This is a genomic window from Cupriavidus sp. C2SS-8b, assembly GCF_057073745.1.
The window spans coordinates 515,151-540,626 of sequence record NZ_CP172716.1 but is presented as its reverse complement, the minus strand read 5'-3'; the positions used below and the strand labels follow the sequence as shown (position 1 = coordinate 540,626).

The 25,476-nt window shown below is 65.5% G+C and carries 23 protein-coding genes; 4 read left to right on the top strand and 19 right to left on the bottom strand.

Annotated features, from left to right (window positions below; all coding sequences use genetic code 11):
- Positions 1 to 8: 8 nt before the first annotated feature.
- From ACIGJB_RS02460 to ACIGJB_RS02445, 4 genes are all read right to left on the bottom strand, one after another.
- On the bottom strand, positions 9 to 737 hold the full coding sequence (locus ACIGJB_RS02460) for an amino acid ABC transporter permease (protein WP_483731241.1): 729 nt from the start codon (positions 735 to 737) through the stop codon (positions 9 to 11).
- Between the two features lie 63 nt (positions 738 to 800).
- The gene (locus tag ACIGJB_RS02455) at positions 801 to 1,700 is read right to left on the bottom strand and encodes a glutamate/aspartate ABC transporter substrate-binding protein (RefSeq protein WP_483731240.1); all 900 of its coding nucleotides are present in this window, start codon (positions 1,698 to 1,700) and stop codon (positions 801 to 803) included.
- A gap of 252 nt (positions 1,701 to 1,952) precedes the next feature.
- Positions 1,953 to 3,260, bottom strand: coding sequence for a Glu/Leu/Phe/Val family dehydrogenase (locus ACIGJB_RS02450; RefSeq protein WP_483731239.1), 1,308 nt, complete (start codon positions 3,258 to 3,260; stop codon positions 1,953 to 1,955).
- A gap of 191 nt (positions 3,261 to 3,451) precedes the next feature.
- Positions 3,452 to 4,411, bottom strand: coding sequence for a LysR family transcriptional regulator (locus ACIGJB_RS02445; protein ID WP_483731238.1), 960 nt, complete (start codon positions 4,409 to 4,411; stop codon positions 3,452 to 3,454).
- A 209-nt stretch (positions 4,412 to 4,620) separates the two neighbouring features.
- Between ACIGJB_RS02445 and ACIGJB_RS02440 the strand changes: the two genes are divergently transcribed.
- Together ACIGJB_RS02440 and ACIGJB_RS02435 are read left to right on the top strand one after the other, a co-directional pair.
- Entirely contained in the window at positions 4,621 to 5,178 is a 558-nt protein-coding gene (locus tag ACIGJB_RS02440) for a cysteine dioxygenase family protein (RefSeq protein WP_483731237.1), read from the top strand.
- Between the two features lie 58 nt (positions 5,179 to 5,236).
- Entirely contained in the window at positions 5,237 to 5,695 is a 459-nt protein-coding gene (locus tag ACIGJB_RS02435; protein ID WP_483731236.1) for an Lrp/AsnC family transcriptional regulator, read from the top strand.
- A gap of 9 nt (positions 5,696 to 5,704) precedes the next feature.
- On the opposite strand, the gene ACIGJB_RS02430 is transcribed toward ACIGJB_RS02435, so the two are convergent.
- Positions 5,705 to 7,594: an ABCB family ABC transporter ATP-binding protein/permease gene (locus tag ACIGJB_RS02430; RefSeq protein WP_483731235.1), complete on the bottom strand. Its 1,890-nt coding sequence runs from the start codon at positions 7,592 to 7,594 to the stop codon at positions 5,705 to 5,707.
- A gap of 119 nt (positions 7,595 to 7,713) precedes the next feature.
- Here ACIGJB_RS02430 and ACIGJB_RS02425 point away from each other — a divergent pair, with 119 nt between their 5' ends.
- Positions 7,714 to 8,118, top strand: a complete 405-nt coding sequence (locus tag ACIGJB_RS02425; RefSeq protein WP_483731234.1) for an acyl-CoA thioesterase — start codon at positions 7,714 to 7,716, stop codon at positions 8,116 to 8,118.
- Positions 8,119 to 8,224: 106 nt separating this feature from the next.
- Here ACIGJB_RS02425 and ACIGJB_RS02420 read toward each other — a convergent pair whose 3' ends face one another.
- The 6 genes from ACIGJB_RS02420 to clsB form a co-directional block, all read right to left on the bottom strand.
- Positions 8,225 to 9,001, bottom strand: coding sequence for an enoyl-CoA hydratase (locus ACIGJB_RS02420; protein ID WP_483731233.1), 777 nt, complete (start codon positions 8,999 to 9,001; stop codon positions 8,225 to 8,227).
- Between the two features lie 71 nt (positions 9,002 to 9,072).
- Positions 9,073 to 10,272: an acetyl-CoA C-acyltransferase gene (locus ACIGJB_RS02415; RefSeq protein ID WP_483732239.1), complete on the bottom strand. Its 1,200-nt coding sequence runs from the start codon at positions 10,270 to 10,272 to the stop codon at positions 9,073 to 9,075.
- Positions 10,273 to 10,289: 17 nt separating this feature from the next.
- Entirely contained in the window at positions 10,290 to 12,713 is a 2,424-nt protein-coding gene (locus tag ACIGJB_RS02410) for a 3-hydroxyacyl-CoA dehydrogenase/enoyl-CoA hydratase family protein (protein ID WP_483731232.1), read from the bottom strand.
- 125 nt (positions 12,714 to 12,838) lie between these two features.
- A complete protein-coding gene (locus tag ACIGJB_RS02405; RefSeq protein WP_483731231.1) occupies positions 12,839 to 14,626 on the bottom strand; it encodes an acyl-CoA dehydrogenase C-terminal domain-containing protein in 1,788 nt (595 codons plus the stop codon).
- A gap of 86 nt (positions 14,627 to 14,712) precedes the next feature.
- On the bottom strand, positions 14,713 to 15,303 hold the full coding sequence (locus ACIGJB_RS02400) for a TetR/AcrR family transcriptional regulator (RefSeq protein WP_211948946.1): 591 nt from the start codon (positions 15,301 to 15,303) through the stop codon (positions 14,713 to 14,715).
- A 334-nt stretch (positions 15,304 to 15,637) separates the two neighbouring features.
- Positions 15,638 to 16,969, bottom strand: a complete 1,332-nt coding sequence (clsB, locus tag ACIGJB_RS02395; protein ID WP_483731230.1) for a cardiolipin synthase ClsB — start codon at positions 16,967 to 16,969, stop codon at positions 15,638 to 15,640.
- 90 nt (positions 16,970 to 17,059) lie between these two features.
- Between clsB and mobB the strand changes: the two genes are divergently transcribed.
- Positions 17,060 to 17,581 carry a molybdopterin-guanine dinucleotide biosynthesis protein B gene (gene mobB / locus ACIGJB_RS02390; RefSeq protein WP_483731229.1) on the top strand — a complete coding sequence of 174 codons (522 nt, stop codon included), beginning with the start codon at positions 17,060 to 17,062 and terminating at the stop codon, positions 17,579 to 17,581.
- Here the strand turns inward: mobB and ACIGJB_RS02385 are convergent.
- The 8 genes from ACIGJB_RS02385 to ACIGJB_RS02350 form a co-directional block, all read right to left on the bottom strand.
- Positions 17,578 to 18,351, bottom strand: coding sequence for an endonuclease/exonuclease/phosphatase family protein (locus tag ACIGJB_RS02385; protein ID WP_483731228.1), 774 nt, complete (start codon positions 18,349 to 18,351; stop codon positions 17,578 to 17,580). The two genes, mobB and ACIGJB_RS02385, sit on opposite strands and share 4 nt — an antisense overlap.
- Entirely contained in the window at positions 18,351 to 18,821 is a 471-nt protein-coding gene (nudB, locus tag ACIGJB_RS02380) for a dihydroneopterin triphosphate diphosphatase (RefSeq protein WP_483731227.1), read from the bottom strand. The genes ACIGJB_RS02385 and nudB overlap by 1 nt, the downstream gene beginning before the upstream one ends.
- A 50-nt stretch (positions 18,822 to 18,871) precedes the next feature.
- Positions 18,872 to 19,765, bottom strand: a complete 894-nt coding sequence (locus tag ACIGJB_RS02375; RefSeq protein ID WP_483731226.1) for a hypothetical protein — start codon at positions 19,763 to 19,765, stop codon at positions 18,872 to 18,874.
- A gap of 202 nt (positions 19,766 to 19,967) precedes the next feature.
- Positions 19,968 to 21,776 carry an aspartate--tRNA ligase gene (gene aspS / locus ACIGJB_RS02370; protein ID WP_483731225.1) on the bottom strand — a complete coding sequence of 603 codons (1,809 nt, stop codon included), beginning with the start codon at positions 21,774 to 21,776 and terminating at the stop codon, positions 19,968 to 19,970.
- 46 nt (positions 21,777 to 21,822) lie between these two features.
- The gene (locus ACIGJB_RS02365) at positions 21,823 to 22,560 is read right to left on the bottom strand and encodes a DUF502 domain-containing protein (RefSeq protein ID WP_483731224.1); all 738 of its coding nucleotides are present in this window, start codon (positions 22,558 to 22,560) and stop codon (positions 21,823 to 21,825) included.
- Positions 22,561 to 22,573: 13 nt separating this feature from the next.
- Positions 22,574 to 22,912 carry an FmdB family zinc ribbon protein gene (locus ACIGJB_RS02360; protein ID WP_483731223.1) on the bottom strand — a complete coding sequence of 113 codons (339 nt, stop codon included), beginning with the start codon at positions 22,910 to 22,912 and terminating at the stop codon, positions 22,574 to 22,576.
- A gap of 195 nt (positions 22,913 to 23,107) precedes the next feature.
- Complete coding sequence (locus tag ACIGJB_RS02355; protein ID WP_483731222.1) at positions 23,108 to 24,544, bottom strand: high affinity choline transporter 1; 1,437 nt, start codon at positions 24,542 to 24,544, stop codon at positions 23,108 to 23,110.
- A gap of 295 nt (positions 24,545 to 24,839) precedes the next feature.
- Complete coding sequence (locus ACIGJB_RS02350; protein WP_483731221.1) at positions 24,840 to 25,463, bottom strand: methyltransferase domain-containing protein; 624 nt, start codon at positions 25,461 to 25,463, stop codon at positions 24,840 to 24,842.
- Between the last annotated feature and the right edge of the window lie 13 nt (positions 25,464 to 25,476).

The window sequence follows — 25,476 nt, the reverse complement described above, 5'->3', positions numbered from 1 at the left end:
GCGCCCCCTTACTTGCTGCCGATGAAACCGGGCACGCGGCTGCGGGCCTCGACCCAGCGCATGATCAGCATGACGACGATATTGATGACCGCGTACATCACCGTCACCGCGATGAACGACTCATACGGGCGCGCGGTGTAGTCCACCAGCTGCCGCCCCTGCGCCGCCAGTTCGAGCAGGCCGATCGTCGACGCCACCGCCGAGTTCTTGAAGATGTTCAGGAACTCGGACGTCAGCGGCGGCACGATGACGCGGAAGGCCATCGGCAGCAGCACGAAGCGATAGGTCTGCGGCAGCGTGAAACCCATGGCCAGGCCCGCGTTGCGCTGGCCGCGCGGCAGCGAATTGATGCCCGAGCGCACCTGCTCGCAGACCCGGGCCGCGGTGAAGGTGCCCAGGCACAGCATGGCGGCCAGGAACTGCTGGGTGAACGGGTTCATCTGCTTGATGGCCTCGCCGCCGGGCAGCAGCTCGGGGCCGACGAAGTACCAGATGAACAGCTGCACCAGCAGCGGAATGTTGCGGAAGATCTCGACATAGGCCGCGGCAATGCCCGACAGCCACTTGTTGGGCACGGTGCGCAGCACGCCCAGCACGGAGCCGATGGCGAGCGCAATGACCCAGGACGATAGCCCGAGCGCGACCGTGACCTTCAGCCCGGAAATCATCCAGTCCAGGTAGGTCTCGTTCTGGGCCGCCTGCTCGAGGAATACTCCCCAATGCCAGTTGTAGTTCATGATGCGTCCTCAAAAAGAAACGGAAGGACTCGCCTTCCGTTTCGCGCGCCTGATTTCAGCAGGTCAGTCGAGCGCCTTGTCGTTCGGGTTCTTGATGAGCGCCTTCATGTCGTCCGACAGCGGGAAATCGAGATTCAGCCCCTTCGGCGGCACCGGCTGCATGAACCACTTGGTGTACAGGGTGTTGATGGAGCCGTCCTTCATCATGCCGGCGATCACGTTGTCGGAAACCTTCTTGAACTGCGGGTCGTCCTTGCGGATCATGCAACCATAGGCCTCGCGCGATTGCGGCTTGCCCACCACGATCCAGTCGGCCGGGTTCTTGGCCTTGGCGCGCTCGCCGTACAGCAGCGCGTCGTCCATCATGAATGCCACCGCGCGGCCCGATTCCAGCGTCAGGAACGACTGGCCATGGTCCTTGGTGCTGATGATGTTCATGCCCAGCTTCTGGTCATCGTTCATCTTGCGCAGCAGGCGCTCGGAGGTGGTGCCGGCCGTGGTCACCACGTTCTTGCCCTTCAGGTCGGCCCAGTCCTTGATGCCGCCATCCTTCTTCACCATGATGCGCGTGCCGATGATGAAGATGGAATCCGTGAAGGCAACCTGCTTCTGGCGCTCAAGGTTGTTGGTGGTCGAGCCGCACTCGATGTCGATGGTGCCGTTCTGCAGCAGCGTGATGCGGTTCTGCGAGGTGATCGGGATTTCCTTCACCTGCAGGTTCGGCATCTTGAGCTGGTCCTTGATGGCTTCCACGATCTTCATGTTGATATCGTAGGAATAGCCGACCTGACGCACGCCGCCGAGGTTGTAGTTGAACGGGATCGACGAATCGCGCACGCCAAGCGTGATCACACCGGTATCTTTGATCTTCTTCAGCGTGCCCGTCAGTTGCTCGGCTGCCTGTGCGGTACCGCACACCAGGCCAGCGGCCAGCATCAGGGAAGCCAACTTGGCAAATTTCATAACATCTCCTTGACCATGAAGAGAGAAAGGCGGGATTCTAATGACGAATGTCCCACAGATGAAACAGTATTGCGCAGCATCCCGCTCAAAACAACTGGGTTTTACTCCTAGAAGTGGAATTCACGGCATAGGTGCGCACTCGCTGCCGGATACGACAACGCGGCCCTCGGACAAATCCTCGGGCCGCGTCAGGCGGTGGTTGCCAGGTTGCTGCGCCGCAACAGTCAAAGTCACGGCGCAACGGCGTTCGCATCAGGGATACAGGCCACGCATTTCGCGCGCTTGCAGGATCCGCGAACAGGCCACGATAAACGCGGCCGTGCGCAGCGTTACCTTGTTGTCCTGCGCCACCTGCCAGATCGCGCGGAATGCCTCTTGCATGATCCGTACCAGGCGCTGGTTGATTTCCTCTTCGGTCCAGAAGAAGCTCGAAAAGTCCTGCACCCACTCGAAATAGGACACGGTCACGCCGCCGGCGTTGGCGATGACGTCCGGAGCCACCAGGATATTGCGCTCGCGCAGGATGTCATCGGCCTGCGGCGTGGTGGGGCCGTTTGCACCTTCGATGACCAGCTTGGCCTGGATATGGGGCGCGTTCTGCGCCGTGATCTGGCCTTCGAGCGCAGCCGGGATCAGGATGTCGCAGTCCACCTGCCAGAACTGTTCCGACGAGATGACTTCGGCCTGGTAGCCTTCGATCGTGCCGCTGTGCGAGGCGTATTCCATCATCGCCGGCACGTCGAGGCCGGCCGGGTTGTACAGCGTGGTGCGGTGGTCCTGCACGGCCACAACCTTGGCGCCGGCTTCCTGGAACAGCTTGGCGGCGACCGCGCCGACGTTGCCGAAACCCTGCACCGCCACGCGGGCCCCCTTGATCTCCAGGCCGATATTGCGCGCGGCCTCGGAGCCGACCACGAACACGCCGCGGCCGGTCGCCTCGTGGCGGCCGAGCGATCCGCCCAGCGAGATCGGCTTGCCGGTCACGACGCCGGTGGACGTGCTGCCGGAATTCATCGAGTAGGTATCCATCATCCACGCCATCACCTGGGCATTGGTGTTGACGTCCGGCGCCGGGATGTCCTTGCTCGGCCCGATGATGATGTTGATTTCGCTGGTGTAACGGCGCGTCAGGCGCTCCAGCTCGGCGTGCGACAGCGTGCGCGGATCCACCCGGATACCGCCCTTGGCGCCGCCGTAGGGCACGTTTACCGCGGCGTTCTTCACCGACATCCACGCCGACAGCGCCATCACTTCCGACAGCGTCACGTCCTGGTGGAAACGCACGCCGCCCTTGCCCGGGCCGCGCGACAGGTTGTGCTGCACGCGGTAGCCCTCGTAGTGGGCGATGGTGCCGTTGTCCAGCTCGATGGGTACGTCGACGATCAGCGCGCGCTTGGGGCGCTTGAGGGTTTCAACCCAGCGTGCCAGCGAGCCCAGGTAGGGCGTGACACGGTCGACTTGTTGCAGGTAGATGCCCCAGGGGCCGAGATTGTCGGCGTTGAGGTAGGACGGCAGTGCGTGCTTTTGGCCAGCAATTTGAGTCGGTGCTGCGGAAGACATCTGGTGGGTTCCGGGGTGGAGAATGCCCGCAAGCTTAGGCGTGGGGCCAGTTCGGAATCCAATGCCGTTTGCTCATCCGGTCATGCAAAACGCGCATAACGTTTTCCAACCAATGATCAATTGAGTGTCGGCCGATGCAAACCACGAGCGTGCTCCCTCTCCCGCAAGCGGGAGAGGGCAGCAAACCGTCGCTAAGCCGGGGCCTGCGCCGGCACCAGCGTCGACCACACCTGATCCACCAGTTGCCGCTTCCTCCGTGCCGCCGTGGCCCGCCGGTCATTGCCGTTCTCACCCGGACGCTCGCGGTACAGCCTGATCTCCATGTCGATCGACAGCGGCAGCCCGCGCGCGGACTCTGCCCGCACCAGCCGGCCCTGTGCCACGTCGTCGCGCACCGCGCTCTCGGGCAGGAACGCCATGCCGTGGCCAGACAGCGCCATGACCTTGAGCGCCTCGGCCATGTCCGTTTCGTAGCATTTGTCGAGCTTGAGTTCTTCCGAGGTATCGGCCAGCAGCATGTCCACCATGCGGCCGAGGAAGGCATTGGGCGTGTAGCTCAGGAACGGCACCGGCTTCTTGTCCGTGCCGGGCAGCCGGTACAGCGGCTTGCCCGTGCCGTCGGGCACGCTGTAGGGCGACAGCCGTTCCATGCCGAGCACCAGCATGTCATAGCGTGATGGATCGAGCTGGATCGCCTGCCGCGCGTGGTGGTAGACCATCACCAGGTCGCAGCCGCCCTCCACCAGCATCAGCACCGCGTCGTGCACGTTGAGCGCGCGCAGCCGGCACGGCAGCGTGCCGACCTTGCGCTCCAGCGCCTTGAGCCATTCCGGGAAGAACGTCAGCGACAACGTGTGCGGCACGGCAAATTCCAGGACCTGCGCGTTCGATGAACGCTGGCCGCGCATCAGCGCCCTCGTCTCGCTGACCTGCGCCAGCATCGCCAGTGCCTGCTCGTAGAACACCTTGCCGGCGGCGGTCAGGCTGGTCGGGTAGCTGGAGCGGTCGATCAGCTCCGTACCGACCCACGCCTCCAGCGATTGGATCCGGCGCGAAAACGCCGGCTGGGTGACATGCCGCAGTTCGGCCGAGCGCGAGAAGCTGTGCGTCTCGGCCAGGCTGACGAAGTCTTCAAGCCATTTGATTTCCATGACGCGGATTATCCACCGGCCCGGGCGCCGGTGGCACTGGCATGCAACCTATTTCGTGGAAATGGGCTGGAGTGGAATGCCATTCTATCACTTGGTATATTGCTAGCATCTGATTGCACGGCTTCACCACATCCGATGACAGAATGCATGCCTTTGCTCCGGGGCCGCTCCTATGATTTCCCTATACCAAGAACGCCACGGAGCCCGCCATGCCACCCAGTCCAGCCGCCGCAGGCAGCACGCCCGCCGTCCACGCCGGCCCGCTGGGCCAGCTTGCGCTCAGCATGGAGGCCACTTTCGCGCACAGCGCCCGCATGGTGGCCAGCCATCTCGACAGCTGCCTGCCCGACGCCGACACGCTGCTGGCCTGCCTGCCGCCCGGCGCGCTGCTGGGCAGCCCGCACGCCTACACGCGCCACCTGGTCTATGCCGATCCGCTCGCGCGGTTCTCGGCCATGCTGCTGGTCTGGCGCCCCGGGCAGTCGAGCCAGGTGCATGGGCATCGCACCTGGTGCGCCTACCGCGTGCTGCAGGGCACGCTGAGCGAGCGCCACTACCAGTGGAACCCTTCCACCCGCCGCGCCGCGCAGAGCGGCAGCGTCGAGCGCCGTGCCGGCGCCACCTTCAGCGTGCCGGCAGGCCTGCAGCACATCCACGCGCTCGGCAATGCCAGCGACACCGTTGCCGTGTCGCTGCATGTGTACGGCGTGGACCAGGACCACATCTCCACCGGCGTCAACCTGCTGGTTGACACCATCGACGCCTGACACGCCGCCCGGTGGCGGCGCCAAGGCTGCCACGACTTACGGGAACACGCATACACCGATGGACCGCTACGACAAACAGATTCTTGCCATCCTGCAGGAAGACGCCACGGTGCCGGTGGCCGAGATCGGTGAACGCGTCGGGCTGACTTCCACGCCGTGCTGGCGCCGCATCCAGAAGCTCGAGGAAGCCGGCCTGATCCGCAAGCGCGTGGCGCTGCTCGATGCCGCAAAGCTGAATGCCGGCGTGACGGTGTTCGTCTCGGTCCGCACGAGCCAGCACAACGTCAAATGGCTCAAGCAGTTCCATGCGCTGGTGGCCTCGATTCCGGAAGTGACCGAGTTCTACCGCATGGCCGGCGACACCGACTACCTGCTGCGCGTGGTGGTGCCGGACATCGCCGCCTATGACCGCGTGTACAAGAAGCTGATCCAGGGCTCGGAACTCGCCGACGTGAGCTCCAGCTTTGCGATGGAGCAGATCAAGTACACCACGGCGCTGCCGCTTGATTATGCGTAGTGTCGGCGCTCAGGCGTCCTGCGTGGCGTCGCCGACGTCGATCGCCAGTTCGTCCCGTACCGCCTCGCCGCGTGCCGCACTGCGCGCCTGGATTTCCCACATCTCCGCATAGCGGCCGCCCGCGCGCATCAGCTCGGCGTGGGTGCCGCGCTCGACGATGCGCCCATGGTCCATCACCAGGATCTGGTCGGCATGAACCACGGTGGACAAGCGGTGCGCGATCAGGAGCGTGGTGCGGTTCTGCGCGAGCCGCATCAGTTCCGCCTGGATGGCCTGCTCGGTGCGCGAGTCAAGCGCGGAGGTTGCCTCGTCGAACACCAGGATCGGCGGATTCTTCAGCAGCGTCCGTGCGATGGCCACGCGCTGCTTTTCCCCGCCCGACAGCTTGAGGCCGCGCTCGCCGACGGGCGTGTCGTAGCCCTGCGGCAGTTCGCGGATGAACTGGTCGATCTGTGCAGCGCGCGCCGCCGCGATGACTTCGTCATGCGTGGCATCGGGCCGGCCATAGGCGATGTTGTAGAAGATGCTGTCGTTGAACAGCACCGTATCCTGCGGCACGATGCCGATCGAGCGGCGCAGGCTGTCCTGAGTGATCTCGCGCATGTCCTGCCCGTCGATCAGGATGGCGCCGTCGCTGACGTCATAGAAGCGGAACAGCAGGCGCGCGAGCGTCGACTTGCCCGAGCCGCTGTGTCCCACCACCGCCGTGGTGGTGCCCGCGGCGATCGTGAAATCGACATCGTCGAGAATCACCCGGCTCGATTCATAGCCGAAGCGCACATGGCGGAAGCGCACTTCCGCGCCCTGCACCCTCAGCGGCTGCGCGCCCGCAGTGTCGGCCACCTCCTGGTGCGTGCCCAGCAGCACGAACATGCGGTCCATGTCGGTGGTGGCCTGCTTGATCTCGCGGTAGATCACGCCGAGGAAGTTCAGCGGGATGTAGAGCTGGATCATCAGCGTGTTGACCAGCACCAGGTCGCCCAGCGTCAGCTTGCCCGCCACCACGCCCACGGTGGCGCGCCACAGGATCAGGATCAGCCCCGCCGCAATGATGGTCTGCTGGCCGAAATTCAGGAACGAGAGCGAGTTCTGCGAACGGATCGCCGCGGTGCGGTAATTGCGCAGGTTCTCGTCATAGCGCTGCGTCTCGTATTCCTCGTTGCCGAAGTACTTGACCGTCTCGAAGTTCAGCAGCGAATCGATCGCCTTCTGGTTCGCGCGCGAATCGAGCTCGTTCATCTTGCGGCGGAAATGCGTGCGCCATTCGGTCACGACGATGGTGAAGACGATGTAGCCCACCAGCGCGCAGCCCGTGATGGCGGCAAACCAGATGTCGTAGTGCAGCACGAAAAATCCGAGCACCAGCGCCATCTCCACCAGCGTCGGCAGGATGCTGTACAGCGAGTACGAGATCAGCGACTGGATGCCGCGCGTGCCGCGCTCGATATCGCGGCTCATGCCGCCGGTCTGCCGGTCGAGGTGAAAGCGCAGCGACAGCGCATGCAGATGCCGGAACACCTGCAGCGCGATTTCGCGCACCGCGCTTTGCGTGACCTTGGAAAAGAGGATTTCACGCAACTCGGTGAACAGCGTCGACGAGAGCCGCAGCACGCCATAGGCCACGATCAGCCCGACCGGCACCACCAGCAGCGCACGGGGGTCGCCCGCGGTGATGTTCATGCTGTCGATCAGCCGCTTCATCAGCACCGGCACGCCCAGGTTGGCGACCTTGGCCGCCACCAGGCAGACCAGCGCAAGCATCACGCGCCACTTGTAGTGCCAGACATAGGGCACCAGGTTGCGTACGGTCTGCCAGTCGCTGCGCGGCTGACGTTGGCCGGGGAACAGCGTGGCGGGCTTTGCGGGGGGCGGTTCCGCGGTCGTGGAATAGCTGCGCATACGATAGAATTCAGACTAATGGCCGATTGTCGCAGAGATCGCGCCGGCCGGCAGGGCGCCTCCCGGCTGCGTCCCCTCGGCGCGATTGCCGCCTTCCCTCCCCTTTCCGGTCTCCCGCAATGAACTCGCCCCATACCGTCCCCGCCCTGCCAGCCGGCAAGAGCCCCGCCCTTCGCGTTGTCCCGATGCCCGCCGATGCCAATGTGCATGGCGACGTGTTCGGCGGCTGGATCATGGCGCAGGTGGACATCGCCGGATCGATTCCCGCGGTCGAGCGCGCCCAGGGCCGCGTGGCCACGGTGGCCGTGAATTCCTTCCTGTTCAAGCACCCCGTGTTTGTCGGCGACCTGGTGAGCTTCTATGCCGAGATCGAGAAGACCGGCCGCACCTCGATCACGGTGGCGGTTGAGGTCTATGCGCAGCGCATGCGGCACAGCAATGAGATCGTCAAGGTGACGGAAGCCACGCTGACGTATGTGGCGACGGATGAGAGCCGTCAGCCGAGGGTGTTGCCGGCGGAGTAAGGCAGAAGATCGGCAGAATCATCTGCCGATTGTTGTCTCCCCCAACCCCTCTCCCGCAAGCGGGAGAGGGGAGCAAGCCGGCGGTAGAGGAAACGCCCTCAGCCGCTCAACTGAACTTCGTAAAATCCGGCTTGCGTTTCTCGAAGAAAGCCGTGAACGCCTCCTTCGCTTCCGGTGCCACCAGCATGCGCCGGAACACCTCGCCCTCCTCGGCCATCTTCTTCTCGACGGCCGCCACGTCGTTACCCTTCATCAGCCGCTTGGTCTCGCGCAGCGACGAGGCCGGCAGCGCGGCGAGCTTGCGCGCCTGCTGCAGTGCAAAGTCGTGCAACTCCGCCACCGGCAGCACGCGTGTGAAAAGGCCAAGCTGGTGCGCTTCCTGCGCGCCGAACGGCTCGCCCAGCATCAGCTTCTCGGCGGCGCGCTGGTAGCCGAGCAGCCGCGGCAGCAGCAGGCTCGATGCCGCCTCCGGGCACAGGCCCAACTGCGTGAACGGCAGCGACAGCTTTGCCGTTTCCGATGCATAGACGAAATCGCAATGCAGCAGCAGCGTGGTGCCCACACCCACGGCCGCACCGCTGACGGCCGCGACGATCGGCTTGCTCGCGTGGCTGATCTGGTCCAGGAACTGGAACACCGGTGCCGGCTCCGTGCCTTCACCGCTTGTCGGCGGGCGCTGCATGAAGTCTTCCAGGTCGTTGCCGGCGGTGAAGATCTCGTCCTTGCCGCGGATCAGGATCACGCGGACCGCGCTGTCTGACTCGGCCGCGCGCAGCGCGTCGGCCATAGCCTGGTACATCGATGCGGTGATGGCGTTCTTCTTCTCGGCACGATCGAATTCGATCGTCAGGATGCCCTGGTCAATGCTGGTGCTGATGCTCATGGATGCCTCTCGTGGTGATACGTAGCTGCAATGGCTGGATGGGGCGCCGCCGAAGCAACGCCCGCGGCGCATCAGACGCGCTCGAAGATCCCCGCTGCCCCCATGCCCGTGCCCACGCACATGGTCACCATGCCGTACTTCAGGTTATGGCGACGCAGCGCATGCACCACGGTGGCCGAGCGAATCGCACCGGTCGCGCCGAGCGGGTGGCCCAGCGCAATGGCACCGCCCATGCGATTGACCCTGGCCGGATCAAGCTCCAGGTCGCGCATGACCGCCAGCGACTGCGCGGCAAAGGCCTCATTCAACTCGATCCAATCGATCTTGTCCTGCGTCAGCCCGGCCGCCTTCAGCGCCGCAGGAATCGCTTCCTTCGGACCGATCCCCATGATCTGCGGCGGCACGCCGCGCACCGCGAACGACACGAAGCGCGCGAGCGGCACCAGGTTGAATTGCTTCAGGATCTTCTCGGACACCAGGATCAGCGCGCCCGCGCCGTCCGACGTCTGCGAGCTGTTGCCGGCGGTCACGCTGCCCTTGTTGGCAAACACCGGGCGCAGCTTGCCGAGGCCTTCGAGCGAGGTATCCGGGCGCGGGCCTTCGTCCAGCGCGATGGTGCGCGTCTTGACGCTCACTTCGCCGCTGGCCAGGTTCGGGAACTTCTCGACGATCTCGATCGGCGTGATTTCGTCGTTGAACTCCCCGGCCTGTTGCGCGGCGATGGCCTTCTGGTGCGAGGCCAGCGAGAACGCATCCTGGTCCTCGCGGCTGACCTGCCATTGCTGCGCGACCTTCTCGGCCGTGAGCCCCATGCCGTAGGCGATACCAACGTTCTCGTCGCGCGTGAAGATGTCGGGCGACATCGACGGCGAGTTGCCCATCATCGGCACCATGCTCATCGATTCCACGCCGGCGGCGACCATCACATCGGACTCGCCCACGCGGATGCGGTCGGCGGCCATCGCCACCGCGCTCAGGCCCGAGGCGCAGAAGCGGTTGACGGTGATGCCGCCCACGGTGTTCGGCAGGCCCGACAGCAGCGCGCCGATGCGCGCCACGTTCAGGCCCTGCTGCGCTTCGGGAATCGCGCAGCCGACGATAGCGTCTTCGATCAGCGCCGGATCGAGCGACGGCACCTGCGCCACGGCGGCCTTCAGGATCATCGCCAGCAAGTCGTCCGGGCGCGTATTCTTGAACGCGCCCTTCGGCGCCTTGCCGATCGGCGTGCGGGTCGCGGCAACGATGTAGGCGTCTTGCAGTTGTTTCATGATGTCGGTTCCTCGCTGCCTTAGTTGCGGACGGGCTTGCCGGTCTGCAGCATGCCCATGATGCGTTCCTGCGTCTTGCTGGTGCCGAGCAGGTCGACGAAGGCCTTGCGCTCGAGCGCGAGCAGCCATTCCTCGCTCACCAGCGAGCCGGCCTCGACGTCGCCGCCGCACACCACTTCGGCAATGCGCGCGGCAATCAGGAAATCATGCGCGGAGATAAAGCCGCCGTCGCGCATATTGACCAGCGATGCCTTGATGGTCGCAATGCCCGAGCGGCCGGCCACCGGCACCAATGCCGGCAGGGGCGCACGATAGCCGGCATCGGCCAGCGCGCGCACCTGGTTCAGCGCCACGTGGAGCAGTTCGTGCACGTTGAAGACGATCGTGTCCGAGGCCTGCAGGTAGCCCATCTGGCGCGCTTCGAGCGCGGAAGCCGACACCTTGGCCATCGCCGCGTTCTGGAAGCGATTGGTCAGGAACTGCAGGTAATTGGTGCTGCCGGCTGCCTGCGCAGCGCGCGCTGCCGCCAACGCAGCTTCCTTCAGGCCACCACCGGCGGGCACCAGGCCCACGCCGACTTCAACCAGACCGATATAGGTTTCCAGCGCCGCCACGCGTGCCGCCGAATGCAGCATCAGTTCGCAGCCGCCGCCGAGTGCAATGCCCGATGCGGCCGACACCACGGGCACCGCGGAATACTTCACGCGCATCATGCCGTCCTGGAACTTCTTCACGAAGGGCTCGATGCCCTTGGCGCCGCCCATCATGAAGGCCGGCATCGCGGCTTCCAGGTTGGCGCCCGCGGAGAACGGGCCGCCCGGCGCGCCCAGCTGCAGCGAAGTCGGCTGCCACACGACCAGGCCTTTGTATTCGGCTTCGGCAAGATCGATTGCGCGCGTCAGGCCGTCGATCACGTCCGGTCCGATCGTGTTCATCTTGCTCTTGAACGAGACCACCAGCACATCGTCCTCGCCCTCGGCGACCCAGATGCGCACGGCGTCGTTCTCCTCGACGGTGCGGCCGGCCTTGCGTGGATCCACGGCGGCCGTGCCCGCCAGCGCGGCGCGGAATACCTGGCGCTGATAGACCGGCAGCGTGCTGCGCGCCACGAACTGCTGCGTGGCCGGTGCCCATGAACCTTGCGCGGCATGCACGCCCTGGTTCTCGGCCACGGGACCTTCGAACACCCACGCGGGCATCGGTGCCTTGGACAGTGCCTTGCCGGCGTCGATATCTTCCTTCACCCACTCGGCCACCTGATTCCAGCCGGCCGCCTGCCAGTCCTCGAACGGACCGGAGTTCCAGCCGAAGCCCCAGCGGATCGCCAGATCGATATCGGCCGCCGAACCGGCGATCTGTTCGAGGTAGACCGCGATGTAGTGGAACACGTCACGGAACACCGACCACAGGAACTGCGCCTGCGGATTGGTCGATTCGCGCAGCAGCTTGATGCGCTCGGCCGGCGCCTTCTTGAGCATGCGCACGACGATCTCCTCGGCCTTCTTGCCCGATTCGACATACTGGCCGGTTTTGGCGTCGAGCACCTTGATCGCCTTGCCTTCCTTCTTGTAGAAGCCCGCGCCTGTCTTCTGGCCGAGTGCGCCTGCATCGACAAGCCCTTTGAGCACCGCCGGAGTCTTGTAGACCGGCGCGAACGGATCTTCATGCAGGTTGTCCTGCATGGTCTTGATCACGTGGGCCATGGTGTCCAGTCCCACCACGTCGGCGGTGCGGAACGTAGCCGACTTGGCGCGGCCCAGTTTCGAGCCGGTCAGGTCGTCGACGATGTCGAACGGGATACCGAATTTCTCGGCCTCGGCGAACACCGCCAGGATTGAGAAGATGCCCACGCGGTTGGCGATGAAGTTGGGCGTGTCTTTCGCACGCACCACGCCCTTGCCGAGCGTGGTGGTCAGGAAGGCTTCGAGCTTGTCGAGGATTTCCGGCTGCGTGGTCGCGGTCGGGATCAGCTCGACCAGGTGCATGTAGCGGGGCGGGTTGAAGAAGTGCACGCCGCAGAAGCGCGCCTTCAGGTCGGCGTCGAAGCCGTCCGACAGTTCCGTAATCGACAAACCCGAGGTGTTGCTCGCGAAGATGGTATTCGCGCCAAGGTGCGGCGCGACCTTCTTGTACAGGTCGTGCTTCCAGTCCATGCGCTCGGCGATCGCCTCGATCACCACGTCGCAGTCCTTGAGCAGGGCGATATCGTCTTCGTAGTTGGCGGCCTGGATCAGGCCGGCCTCGTCCTTGATGCCCAGCGGCGCGGGGGACAGCTTCTTCAGGTTCTCGATGGCACGCAGCGCGATCCCGCTCTTGGGGCCTTCCTTGGCCGGCAGGTCGAACAGTACCACCGGCACGCGCGCATTGACGAGATGGGCGGCGATCTGCGCCCCCATGACGCCGGCGCCGAGCACGGCGACTTTCTTGACGATGAAATTGGACATGAGCGCTCCTAGGTCAGTGAGCGTTGAGATAAGAATTTTTCAAGCGTTTCGCGGGCTGACGGTTTGCTCCCCTCACCCTCTGAGAGAGGGGTAGCAAACCAGTGGGGGCAGATGCCCCCGGCGCATCAGAACAAGTCAGCGTCCAGCGCCATCAGCGTGGCCGAGCCGGCGCGCGCCTTGCGGATCTCGCCAGCCGTTTCCGGCAACAGCTTGGCGAAGTAGAAACGAGCCGTCGCCAGCTTGGCAGCGTAGAACTTGTCGCCACTGCTTTCCTTCTCCAGCGCGATCTTCGCCATGCGGGCCCAGAAGTACGAGAACACCAGGTGGCCCACCACGCGCAGGTACGGCACCGCCGCGGCGCCCACCTCGTCGGCGTTGCCCATGGCCTTCATGCCGATTTCCATGGTCAGCTTCTGCACCTTGTCGCCAAGGTCGGCCAGCGGATTGACGAACTCCTGCATGGCCTCGTTGGTGCCCTCTTCCTCGACGAATGCCTGCACGATCTTGCCGAAGGCCTTCATCTTCGCACCCATGTCGCCAAGGATCTTGCGGCCCAGCAGGTCCAGCGCCTGGATGGTGTTGGTGCCTTCGTAGATCATGTTGATGCGGGCGTCGCGCACGTACTGCTCCATGCCCCATTCGGAGATGTAGCCGTGGCCGCCGAACACCTGCATGCCTTCGTTGGTGCTGGTGAACGCGTTGTCGGTCAGGAAGGCCTTGATCACCGGCGTCAGCAGCGCCACCAGATCGCCGGCCTGCTTGCGCACGGCTTCATCCGGGTGCGACAGCTCGCGGTCGATCTGCAGCGCGGTCCAGTAGCTGAACGCGCGGCCGCCTTCGGCATAGGCCTTCTGCGTCAGCAGCATGCGGCGCACGTCCGGGTGCACGATGATCGGGTCGGCCGGCTTGTCCGGTGCCTTCACCCCGGTCAGCGAGCGCATCTGCAGGCGGTCCTTCGCGTAGGCCACCGAATTCTGGTACGCGACTTCGGTCAGGCCCAGACCCTGCGCGCCCACGCCCAGGCGCGCGGCATTCATCATCACGAACATGGCGTTCAGGCCCTTGTTGGCCTCGCCCACAAGCCAGCCGCGCGCGCCATCGAGGTTCATCACGCAGGTGGCATTGCCGTGGATGCCCATCTTGTGCTCGATCGAGCCGCACTGGATGCCGTTGCGCTCGCCCGGGTTGCCGCTGGCGTCGGGGATGAACTTCGGCACGACGAACAGCGAGATGCCCTTGGTACCCTGCGGCGCATCCGGCAGGCGCGCCAGCACCAGGTGGATGATGTTCTCGGCCAGGTCGTGCTCGCCGGCGGAGATAAAGATCTTGGTGCCGGTCAGCAGGTGGGAACCATCGGCCTGCGGTTCGGCTTTCGTGCGCAGGATGCCCAAGTCGGTGCCGCAATGCGGCTCGGTCAGGCACATGGTGCCGGTCCACACGCCCGACACCAGCTTGGGCAGGTACGCCTGCTGCAACGCCGGCGTGCCGTGCGCGTGCAGCGCCTCATAGGCGCCGTGCGACAGGCCCGGGTACATTGTCCACGCCTGGCTGGCCGAGTTCAGCATCTCGTACAGCACGTTGTTGACCACGATCGGCAGGCCCTGCCCCCCGAAGGCCGGGTCGCAGGCCAGCGCCGGCCAGCCGGCTTCCACGTACTGCTGGTAGGCTTCCTTGAAGCCGGTCGGCGCCTTCACCACGCCGTCGCCGACGTAGGTGCAGCCTTCGCGGTCGCCCACCTGGTTGAGCGGGAACACCACGTCCGAGCAGAACTTGCCCGCCTCTTCGATGACCTGGTTGATGGTGTCCGCGTCGATGTCCGCGTGCGGCGGCATCGCCTTGAGTTCGGCTTCGGCGCCGAGCAGTTCGTGAAGGACGAATTGCATGTCGCGCAACGGTGCGGTGTACTGGCCCATCAAAAGCTCCTTGGAGTTTCAAGATGCCGTCACGCCGCCCGTGCACTGCCCGACAAGGCGGGTGACACGGTCCGTACGCGACAGCCTCAGGTACGGTAAGACTGAATCAGTTTGTTGAGCGCGACCATGGCAAGCTCGGCGCTGTCCGGCAGGCGCAGGAAGCGGGCGTCGTGATGCAGGCCCAGTTCAAGGCTGTACATCTCGAACAGCATCAGGCGCGGATCGCTGTCCGCGCGCAGGTGCCCCTCTTCCTTGGCCTGGCTGATGGCACGCGTCAGCGCCGATCGCCAGATGCTGACGCTCTTGACCAGCTCGTCACGCACCAGACTTTCCGCGCGGTCGTCGTACTCGACCGCGCCGCTGATGTAGATGCATCCCGTCGTCACTTCCTGGATGCGCTTCTCCATCCACCGGCGCACCATCGACCACAGCCGAGGCAACCCGCGCGGCTCATGCAGGGAAGGGTAAAAAACCTCCTGCTCGAACCGCCGGTGATACTCGCGCACAACTTCCACCTGCAGGTCTTCGCGCGAACCGAAATGCGCGAAGACGCCGCTCTTGCTCATCTGCATGCGTTCCGCCAACAGCCCGATGGTCAGACCTTCGAGCCCGTCGCGGGACGACAATTCCAGTGCGGCATCCAGAATCGCCACGCGCGTCATTTCCCCCTTGCGCATCGGCGCGGGGGAAGCGGTGGCGGATTCGAGACGAGCTGACTGGTGTCGCATAATTAATTCTCCGTTCTTGTGGCGCCTTCACTGGGCGCCACGTATGACCCTGACGTTGCTTATTGCATGCGGCGGCCGCAGAAATGCCGGTTTTCGCCGCGAATGCACGCAGTCTAAGCCAAAAAAGAACGGTCGTTCAGATTATTCTGTCGTGACCCGTTGCCATCAAGCTTTTAATTAGACCCACGTTTCTAAACAGACTGCGTTGCAACATCATCGCGCCGCCTGTTGCCTCAAGCCACGCAGCCTGTATCGTGCTGCGAAGCAATACGCCATGCGCGCCTCAGTAGCGCCCGGTCACGCCGGCGATGACGACGCCAAGGCGCAACACCATGTATGCCGCCCAGTTCGCGACGCGCCGCACCGAGGAGCGGCGTGCATGGGCTTCGGGCATGACGCGCACGCTGCGCTGGGCGATGGCCCGCTCCAGTTCCGCACGCAAGCCGGCGGCGAAGGCCGGATCATAAATGCAGACGTTGGCTTCGCGCGCGAGCAGCAGGCTGAACGGATCCATATTGCTCGACCCGACCGTGGCCCACGACTGATCGACCACGCCGACCTTGGCGTGCAGGAAGCTTTCGGCGTACTCGTAGATCTCGACCCCGGCGTCCAGCAAGCTGGCATAGAGCGCATGCGTGGCGAAATGCTGGAGACGGTATTCGACCCTGCCCTGCAACAGCAATCGTACCCGCACGCCGCGCTCGCGGCACGCGAGCAGCGCGCGCCGCATCTTGTGGCCGGGCAGGAAATACGCGTTGGCCAGGATCACGTCGTCACGGGCCACGCCCAGCGCGCGCAGGTATTCGCGCTCGATGGTGCGGCGGTTGCGCAGATTGTCGCGCAGCAGCAGCGCCGCCAGCACGCCGCCCGCGGTGTCGCGCCGTGGCGGCAGGTCGGTGACGAGCGGGTAGCCGGCCGCCGCGCCCGCCAGCCCGACGCCGTGCAATTCGCCGCGCAGGGAGAGCCGCCACCACAGCCGTTCGGCCGTCAGTGCAATGCGGTCCACCAGCGGCCCGCTGACTTCGACGGCGAAGTCGTAGCGGGCCCCCAGCCCTTCGTGCTCGAACGGCCCGTGATTGTAGTCGTCGATGATGTTGATGCCACCCACGAACGCCACGCGCCGGTCAATCACCGCCAGCTTGCGGTGCAGGCGGCGCAGGTGCCGGCGCGCCAACCGAAAGCCGCTCAGGACGCGGTAGACCCGCAGTTGCACGCCACCGTCGCGCAGACGCTGCGCGAGCTCGGCGGACATGTCGCCGGCACCGAAACCGTCCACCGTGAGCCGTACCGATACGCCGCGCGCCACCGCTCGGATCAGCGCGTCGCTGACGGCGCGGCCGACGTCGTCGTCGGCATAGATGTAGGTCTCGACGATGACCTGGAAGGCCGCGGCATCGATGGCCTCGATCAGCGCCGGGAAGAAATCGCGCCCCCCGCTCAGCAGGCGTACCTGGTTGCCGCTCACCGGCTTGCTATGCCTTCCGGCCCAGCGCAGCAGGCGCCGCCGTCCTGCGGGCGCGGCCGTGGTGCCGGCGTCGCCATCCCGCGCCGCAACCTGCGCCACGGCGGCGGCACGCGTGGCGGCCAGCTTGTCGGTGTCGGATATCCGTGACATGACGCGATTATGGGACACAAGGCGCCATCTGCACATGGTGCGGCGCATCTCTGCTATCGTCGATGCACTCAGGCACCCAGGGACAGCACTGTGAAGGTATTCGGCATCACCGGCTCGTCGGGCAGCGGCAAGACCACGCTGCTCGACGCGCTGATCCCGCGCTTCGTCGCCGCCGGCATGCGGGTCAACGGCATCAAGCACACGCACCACGGTTTCGACCCCGATACACCGGGCAAGGATTCGTGGCGCATGCGCGAGTCCGGCTGCAGCAATGTGGTGCTGGTCGGCGCGCGGCACATGACGCTGATGCGCCATTACCCCGAGGATGTCCCGTCGCCGGAACTCGACGATGCGCTAGCCGTGCTGCCGGCGGATACCGACCTGGTCCTGGTCGAAGGCTACAAACGCAGCGATTTCCCGAAGCTCGAAGTGTTTCGCCCATCGCTGGGGCGTGCGCCCCTGTGGGATGAGGTGCCCGGCGTGGTTGCCGTGGCCACCGATGCGCCGGAAACCGTGGCGCAGATGACGTCCCTGCCGGTGCTGGACCTCGGCGATCCCGACGCCATCTTCCAGTTCATCCGCAGCCGGCTGGACCAGGCCGAACCCGGCTAGGCGGCCTTCCCGCCGGCCGCGCTGCCGTCATCGGCCTGCTGAGCCAGCTCCGCCACCAGCGGCACGTGGTCCGAGCGCTGCGCCCAGTCGCGCCCGGTCAGGGCATGCGCCCGCTCGATCTCGAAGCCGCGCACGTAGATGCGGTCGAGTTGCCACCACGGCATATGGCTCGGAAACGTATGCAGGCGCGCGCCGCGTGCGTGAGACGCTTCCACCGCGCCAAGCGTATTGCAGATCTGCGCGTCGAGCCGGTGGTTCCAGTCGTTGAAATCGCCGGCGATCACCAGCGGCGCCGAGGGCGGCACCACGTTGCGCACGCGCTCGACCAGCGCCTCGGCCTGGCGCGCCCGGCTGCGCGCGAACAGGCCGAAATGCACGCAGATCAGGTGGGCTTCCCTGCCGTTCACGTCGGCCACCGCGTGCAACAGCCCACGCTGCTCGAAGCGGTGATCGGAAATATCGAGGTTCTCCGACATCAGGATCGGATGCCGCGACAGGATCGCGTTGCCGTGGTGGCCGTGTTCGTAGACAGCGTTGCGCCCATACACGGAGTGCGGGTAAGCATCCGTGGCCAAGTAGTTCAGCTGCGTGTGTTCAGGGTCGAACAGCGCTGCGGCGACCAGACGGTCGTTGCGGTCCTGCACCTCCTGCAGGAACACGATATCGGCGTCCATGGCCTGCAGCCCTGCGCGCACGTTCTGGATTCGGGGGCGGCGCGAAATGCCGGTCACGCCCTTATGGATGTTGTAGGTGACCACGCGCAGCTTCATCAACCGGCTCCACAGACGGCAGGCCTGCCCGCGGCGCGCCAGGCAAGCTGGCGCACCGCCTCCGCGTTGCTGCTGGAGAAGCACTGCTGCGCGGCCGCCTCCCATCGCAGCCAGCGCGATTGCAGGTGCTCGCGTGGCGCGAGCGTCACGGGCAGCGGCCCGGATACGCACAGGCCAAACCAGTGTTCGGTATTGCGCGTGACGCCGGCCTCATACCGGTGGCGCCACTGCGGATAGATCTCGTACTGGATGGTGTGCTGCCAGTCGGCGAGCTGGTGCTCGCCGGCGATGATGCCGGTCTCCTCGAACACTTCGCGCGCGGCGGTCAGCGCCAGCGGCTCGTCATGGGTGTCCAGGCTGCCGGTCACGGACTGCCAGAAGCCCGGCCGGTCGGCACGTTCCAGCAACAGCACTTGGAGATCTGGCGTGTAGATCACGACCAGCACGGATTCAGGAATCTTGTAGGGCATGGAACATGGGTCCGATGGACACCCCCAAGGATAGCGCAGCCGCGCCGCGTTCAGGCGGCGTCGCGCTCGTTTTCGGGGTGCATCGGGTCGATGCTCAGCCAGGTGTCGAAGACGTCCGGCGCGTCGCCGTGCCCCCAGGCTTCGCGCAGCTGCTGCATCAGGGGCGCAAGCGCTTCGCGGTAGCGCAGCGCGGCGTCGCGCGCCTGGAACGCCAGGTCGTCGGCACTGCCCTGCGCCTGCTCGCGCAGGATGCCGCGCTGCTGGACGATTTCCTTTTCGCGCTGGCCCAGGGCGTTGTACTTCTGGATCAGGAAGCGCTGCTGATCGCCGGCTTCCTCACGCTGCGCCGCGCGGGCGTTCGCCTGTTCGAAGCGCATCACGATGCTGGCGGTCTCCTGCTCGACGTGGGCCGCCTCGGCTTCGAGCGCGTGGAGCGCGTCCTGCCGGCGCTGCGCGTCGCGGCGGCTGTCCTGCACGCGCGCGGCTTCTTCTTCGAAGGTGCGCTGCGCGAACAGGTAGGCCTGCACCACGGGCTGCGGCGCCACCACCAGCAGCGGATCGGCGCCGGCGGCACGCTGGCCGCTCAACAGGGCATCGTCGGGAATGCGCAGGTTGCCGAGCTCTTCCAGCCAGCGGCCGCGCGCCATCACGGCGGCCACGGTGTCCAGCGCCACGTGGCGCAGCGCGTCGGCGCGCTTCGATTCCACCGGCTCGGCCACTGCCCCCCCGCTGGTCGCCTGCGCGGCGGCGTGGGCAATGTCGGGCACACAGGCCGCCACGGTCGTCGCCACCGATTCCGACATGGCCCGCGCCGACTTGCGTACCGCGCGGCGCAACTCGAAGCGTGCCAGCAGCATCATGACCAGGCCGGCCACCAGCCATGTCAGAAGCGTTTCGGCATGGGCCAGCAGGAACTGGCGGATCAGGTCTGTATCCAGGTTCACGTTATTTTCCTCCCGCGCGCCGGCCCACCTTGGATGCGGGAGCTCGGTCAACGCCTAGATAAAAGAGACACTGCGAGCCCGGGTGATGTTCCGACCCGTAACAAATGGAAACTTTGGCGCGCTGACCGGCTCCGGAATCACTTCGACCAGAAACGAAAAAACCGCGCACATGGTGCGGTTTTTGTTGGTGAGGCCGTCAGGCTCAGACCGTGGTCTTCGGCTCGGCGGCGCGCAGGCGGATATGGAGTTCGCGCAGCTGCTTCTCGTCGACCGCGCTCGGCGCCTGCGTCAGCAGGTCCTGGGCGCGCTGGGTCTTCGGGAAGGCGATCACGTCGCGGATCGAATCGGCACCGGCCATCATGGTGACGATACGGTCCAGGCCGAAGGCCAGGCCGCCGTGCGGAGGCGCGCCATATTGCAGCGCATCAAGCAGGTAGCCGAACTTGGCACGGGCTTCCTCGTCGCTGATCTTCAGTGCGCGGAACACCTTGCTCTGGATGTCCGAACGATAGATACGGACCGAGCCGCCGCCCATTTCCCAGCCGTTCAGCACCATGTCGTAGGCCTTGGCAATGCACTTGCCCGGGTCCGTTTCCAGGTATTGCAGGTGCTCGTCCTTGGGGCTGGTGAACGGGTGGTGCATGGCGACCCAGCGGGCGTCTTCCTCGTCGTACTCGAACATCGGGAAGTCGACCACCCACAGCGGCTTCCACACGTCTTCGAACAGGCCGTTGGCCTTGCCGAATTCCGAGTGGCCGATCTTCAGGCGCAGCGCGCCGATAGCGTCATTGACCACCTTGGCCTTGTCGGCGCCGAAGAAGATGATGTCGCCGTCCTGGGCGCCGGTGCGCTTCAGGATCTCGGCAATGGCCGCGTCGTGCAGGTTCTTGACGATCGGCGACTGCAGGCCGTCACGGCCCTTGGCGACTTCGTTGACCTTGACCCAGGCCAGGCCCTTGGCGCCGTAGATGCCGACGAACTGGGTGTAGGCGTCGATCTCGCCGCGCGAAATCGCACTGCCACCCGGCACGCGCAGGCCGACCACGCGGCCGTTGTCGCTATTGGCGGGGCCCGAGAACACCTTGAAGTCGACGTCCTTCATCACGTCGGTCAGATCGGTGAATTCGAGCTTCACGCGCAGGTCCGGCTTGTCCGAGCCGAAACGGGCCATGGCTTCGCGGAACTCCATCACCGGGAACTTCGCGTCCAGGTCGACGTCGATGGCGTTCTTGAACACCACGCGCATCATGTCCTCGAACAGGTCACGGATTTCCTGTTCGGTGAGGAACGAGGTCTCGCAGTCGATCTGCGTGAATTCCGGCTGGCGGTCGGCGCGCAGGTCTTCGTCGCGGAAGCACTTGGTGATCTGGTAGTAGCGGTCGAAGCCCGACACCATCAGCATCTGCTTGAAGATCTGCGGCGATTGCGGCAGCGCGAAGAAGTGGCCCGGGTTCACGCGCGACGGCACCAGGTAGTCGCGCGCGCCTTCCGGCGTGCTCTTGCCGAGCATCGGCGTTTCGATGTCGATGAAACCTTGCGCATCGAGGAACTTGCGGACTTCCATCGCCACTTTGTAACGCAGGCGCAGGTTGTACTGCATCTGCGGACGGCGCAGGTCCAGCACGCGGTGCGTCAGGCGGGTGGTTTCCGACAGGTTGTCGTCGTCGAGCTGGAACGGCGGCGTGACCGACGGGTTCAGCACGGTCAGCTCATGGCACAGCACCTCGATCTTGCCCGAGGTCAGGTTGGTGTTCTCGGTGCCGGCCGGGCGCGGGCGCACCTTGCCGGTAATGCGGATGCAGAACTCGTTGCGGATCTCTTCCGCGGCCTTGAACATCTCCGGGCGGTCCGGGTCGCACACCACCTGCACCAGGCCTTCGCGGTCGCGCAGGTCGATGAAGATCACGCCGCCATGGTCGCGGCGGCGCTGCACCCAGCCGGTCAGGGCCACTTCCTGGCCCGAGAGTTGTTCGGTCACCAGACCGCAGTAGTGAGTACGCATGGAGGACATAAGATGTTTCCCGGTAATACGCGACCGCCCGCCGGGCGGCCCGTGATCAATTGGTATGCGAAGGATCGGCCGCCTCGACCGCTGCCGCGTGGCCGGCATCAGCGCCGGTCGCCCTGGCAGGGCTGACGGGATCCGCCGGGCGGCTCGGGCCGCCGTTTTTGCGGGGCAGGTCCGCCGGTGCCACCACGCCCATCGATACGATGTACTTGAGCGCGGCGTCGACGGTCATGTCGAGTTCGATGGTGTCGGCCTTGGGCATCATCAGGAAGAAGCCCGAGGTCGGATTGGGCGTGGTCGGCACGTAGACGCTGACGTATTCGCCCTGCAGGTGGTTCTGCACGTCGCCGCCCGGACGGCCGGTCAGGAAGGCGATGGTCCACGAGCCTTCACGCGGGTACTGCACCAGCAGCGCCTTGCGGAAGGCATTGCCCGACGACGACAGCAGCGTGTCGGAGACCTGCTTGACGCTGGTGTAGATCGGGCCCACCACCGGGATATGGCCCAGCAGCGCTTCCCACCAGCGCACCAGGCGCTGGCCGATGAAGTTGTGCGCGAGCAGCCCGACCAGCAGGATGCACAGCAGCGTCAGGATGGCGCCAAGGCCGGTCACGCGCTTGCCGAATAACAGCTGGTCCGGGCGCCACGCCTCGGGCAGCAGCGCCAGGCTCTGGTCCATGGTGCCGATGACCAGGCTGAGCACCCACAGCGTGATGCCCAGCGGCACGAGCACCAGCAACCCGGTCAGGAACCAGGTCTTCAGCGCGGAGGTTTTCTTAGCGACCACGGCCGTCCTGCGTTCAGTGGCAGGCGCAGGCGCTGCCGCAACCGCCAGCGGCGGGCGTCGAGGCAGCCGTGGTGCTGGCGGACGATTCGGTCGATGCCGCAGCCGTGCTTTCGGCGGCGGCAGGAGCCGCCGCGCCGGAGGTCGCCGCGGCGCTGGTGCCGCCGCTGCCGCCGCGGAAATCGGTCACGTACCAGCCCGAACCCTTGAGTTGGAAACCGGCCGCGGTCAGCTGCTTCTTGAAGCTTCCGGCTGCGCCGCAGGACGGGCAGTCGGTCAGCGGAGCATCGCTCATTTTCTGCAGCACATCGCGCCCGTGGCCGCAGGCGTCGCAACGGTAGGCATAGATCGGCATGGTATGTCTTTGGCGAAAAATCAGGATCGGAACAGCGCAGGCGTCGTCCGCGCGAGCGCGCGCGACGATGCAAAGCCTTGAATTATAAACCCTTACGGGGTTGCCTGACGGGCGGAAATACGGGCACAAAGCAGCACATCCAGCTACCAGTGACCGGCATCGTGCCATCAGGCAGCCGTCCCGCCGAGGTGCCGGTCAGGCGATATGCACTTCCTGGACCGGCGCGTGATCCGCAATCCATTGCGGCAGCAGCGATCCGACCACCATGCCGCTGATCGAGAACAGCAGGCCGACCATCTGCGGCGGCATGATCGCGTCGGCGAACGCGATCTCGCAGGTCAGCCAGGAACCGAGGCCCATCAGGATAGCCGCCAGGCCGCCCTGGCGCGTGGCGGACTTCCAGAACATGCCAAAGGCCAGTGGCACGAACGACGACACCAGCGTGACCTTGTAGGCATTTTCGACCATGTGGAAAATCGACAGGTGCGAGTTCAGGGCGAACAGGGTCACCATCCCCGTGAACACCAGCACGACCGTCTGCATCACGCGCAGGAACTTGCGGTCGTCGAGATGCCGGAAATACGGCCGCAGGATGTTCTCGGCAAACGTCACCGACGGCGCCAGCAGCGTCGCCGAGGCGCAGCTCTTGATGGCCGACAGCAGTGCGCCGAAGAACATGACCTGCGCGAACATCGGCGCGTGCTGCAGGATCAGCTGCGGCAGGATCAGCTGCGAATCCGAGTTGATGTATTTCGCCACCATGCCCGGATCGATCAGCGTGGCCGAATAGGCCAGGAACATCGGGATAAAGGCGAAGAAGAAATACAGCACGCCGCCCAGCACCGACGCGCGCCCGGCAATCTTTTCGGTGCGCGACGACGTGACGCGCTGGAACACGTCCTGCTGCGGAATCGAACCGAGCATCATGGTGAACAGCGCCGCCGCAAACCCGATGATCTGCACCAGGTCCAGCGAAGGCAGGAACTCGAACTTGCCGGCCGCCGCCGCGTGCGATACCACCGCCACCACGCCGCCGGCCTGGCCGCTGACCTCATAGCCGATGTAGAGCATGCCCACCACGATGATGATCATCTGGAGGAAGTCCGTCACCGCCACCGCCCACATGCCGCCGAACAGCGTATACACCAGCACGCTGGCCGCGCCGATCATCATGCCGGCGTCCTGTGACAGCGCGCCGTCGGAGACCGTGTAGAACACCAGCCCGAGCGCCTTGATCTGCGCCGCCACCCAGCCCAGGTAGGACACCACGATGCACAGCGTGGTCAGCACCTCGGCCAGCCGCCCGTAGCGGTTGTGGTAGTAGTCGCCGATGGTGAGCAGGTTCATCCGGTACAGCGGCCGCGCGAAGAACAGGCCTACCAGGATCAGGCACAGCGACGAGCCGAACGGGTCCGAGACCACGCCGGACAGGCCTTCTTTCAGGAATACCGCGGGAATGCCCAGCACGGTTTCGGAACCGAACCAGGTGGCGAAAACGGTGGCGGTGACGACGTAGAACGGCAGGCTGCGCCCGGCCACGGCGAAATCGGCGGTGTTGCGCACGCGCAGCGCGGCCCACAAGCCGATGCCGACCGAGATTACCCAGTAGATGATGACGAACCAGATCAGCATGCCGCTGCCCTATGCAGAAAGTGCCCTTGTGGCGAGAAACCGAATGCCGGGGCGCAGGTGCTGGCCTGCTGTCCCAGAGTCCAATTCATCGGTCGGGGCCGCTTGAGGGGCATGCGACGCCGGTCCCCTGAGCGGGATGGCGCACTTGGCCTGCGGTCGTAGCCGAATCAAAACGCGGATTATAGCGACGCAGACCCTGGCGGGCGAAAAAAATTCCCGCACCGGGCTGGATTGGGCTGGCGCTGCATCGTAACGGCCACAGCCGGGCCGGCGGACTGTTGCGCCGGCGCCAGTATCAGCCCCGGCGGCGCCAGACCTGCCAGCGCTCCTGCCCTGCGAAGACCGGCAGCGGCGCGGCGGACGGGCGGTCATCGATACGTTCGAAGGCGGGCTCCAGCAGGTCATCGAGGTCGGACGCCAGCATCGCGAACGGCGGCCCGCCGCGCTTGTCGCCCAGGAAGAAATAACCGGCCAGCAGGCCACCGGGCGGCAGCAATGCCGCCACGCGTTCGGCGTAGGCTTCGCGCAGCGCCGGCGGCAGCGCGCAGAGGAACGCGCGCTCATAGATCAGTTCGCAGCGCGGCTCCGGCGTATAGGCGAAGAAATCCGCTTCACGCACGATTGCAGCGGCCGGGCCCAGCGCGCGGCGGGCCGAGGCCACGGCCTGCGGCGAAAAGTCGATCGCCGTGACCGGCCAGCCGCGCTCGAACAGCCAGCCAGCCTCCCAACCGTTGCCGCAGCCGGGTACCAGCGTCGGGCACGGCGTCTTGCCGTTTACGAACTGCTGGAACTCCGCCGGCACGCCTTGCAGGTCCCAGGGCGTGAAGCCTTGTTCGAAGCGCTCGTCCCAGAACGCCGGGTCCGCGGCATTGCGGGTGGTGAAGGACGGCGGGCTGGCTGCCTTGTCGGCCGGGTTCATGTGGTCTCTCCTT

Bases quoted from the DNA above. Each gene is read 5' to 3' on its own strand.
- ACIGJB_RS02460 (WP_483731241.1), bottom strand. From the start codon at position 737: ATGAACTACAACTGGCATTGGGGAGTATTCCTCGAGCAGGCGGCCCAG.
- ACIGJB_RS02455 (WP_483731240.1), bottom strand. From the start codon at position 1,700: ATGAAATTTGCCAAGTTGGCTTCCCTGATGCTGGCCGCTGGCCTGGTG.
- ACIGJB_RS02450 (WP_483731239.1), bottom strand. From the start codon at position 3,260: ATGTCTTCCGCAGCACCGACTCAAATTGCTGGCCAAAAGCACGCACTG.
- ACIGJB_RS02445 (WP_483731238.1), bottom strand. From the start codon at position 4,411: ATGGAAATCAAATGGCTTGAAGACTTCGTCAGCCTGGCCGAGACGCAC.
- ACIGJB_RS02440 (WP_483731237.1), top strand. From the start codon at position 4,621: ATGCCACCCAGTCCAGCCGCCGCAGGCAGCACGCCCGCCGTCCACGCC.
- ACIGJB_RS02435 (WP_483731236.1), top strand. From the start codon at position 5,237: ATGGACCGCTACGACAAACAGATTCTTGCCATCCTGCAGGAAGACGCC.
- ACIGJB_RS02430 (WP_483731235.1), bottom strand. From the start codon at position 7,594: ATGCGCAGCTATTCCACGACCGCGGAACCGCCCCCCGCAAAGCCCGCC.
- ACIGJB_RS02425 (WP_483731234.1), top strand. From the start codon at position 7,714: ATGAACTCGCCCCATACCGTCCCCGCCCTGCCAGCCGGCAAGAGCCCC.
- ACIGJB_RS02420 (WP_483731233.1), bottom strand. From the start codon at position 9,001: ATGAGCATCAGCACCAGCATTGACCAGGGCATCCTGACGATCGAATTC.
- ACIGJB_RS02410 (WP_483731232.1), bottom strand. From the start codon at position 12,713: ATGTCCAATTTCATCGTCAAGAAAGTCGCCGTGCTCGGCGCCGGCGTC.
- ACIGJB_RS02405 (WP_483731231.1), bottom strand. From the start codon at position 14,626: ATGGGCCAGTACACCGCACCGTTGCGCGACATGCAATTCGTCCTTCAC.
- ACIGJB_RS02400 (WP_211948946.1), bottom strand. From the start codon at position 15,303: ATGCGCAAGGGGGAAATGACGCGCGTGGCGATTCTGGATGCCGCACTG.
- clsB (WP_483731230.1), bottom strand. From the start codon at position 16,969: ATGTCACGGATATCCGACACCGACAAGCTGGCCGCCACGCGTGCCGCC.
- ACIGJB_RS02385 (WP_483731228.1), bottom strand. From the start codon at position 18,351: ATGAAGCTGCGCGTGGTCACCTACAACATCCATAAGGGCGTGACCGGC.
- nudB (WP_483731227.1), bottom strand. From the start codon at position 18,821: ATGCCCTACAAGATTCCTGAATCCGTGCTGGTCGTGATCTACACGCCA.
- aspS (WP_483731225.1), bottom strand. From the start codon at position 21,776: ATGTCCTCCATGCGTACTCACTACTGCGGTCTGGTGACCGAACAACTC.
- ACIGJB_RS02360 (WP_483731223.1), bottom strand. From the start codon at position 22,912: ATGCCGATCTATGCCTACCGTTGCGACGCCTGCGGCCACGGGCGCGAT.
- ACIGJB_RS02355 (WP_483731222.1), bottom strand. From the start codon at position 24,544: ATGCTGATCTGGTTCGTCATCATCTACTGGGTAATCTCGGTCGGCATC.
- ACIGJB_RS02350 (WP_483731221.1), bottom strand. From the start codon at position 25,463: ATGAACCCGGCCGACAAGGCAGCCAGCCCGCCGTCCTTCACCACCCGC.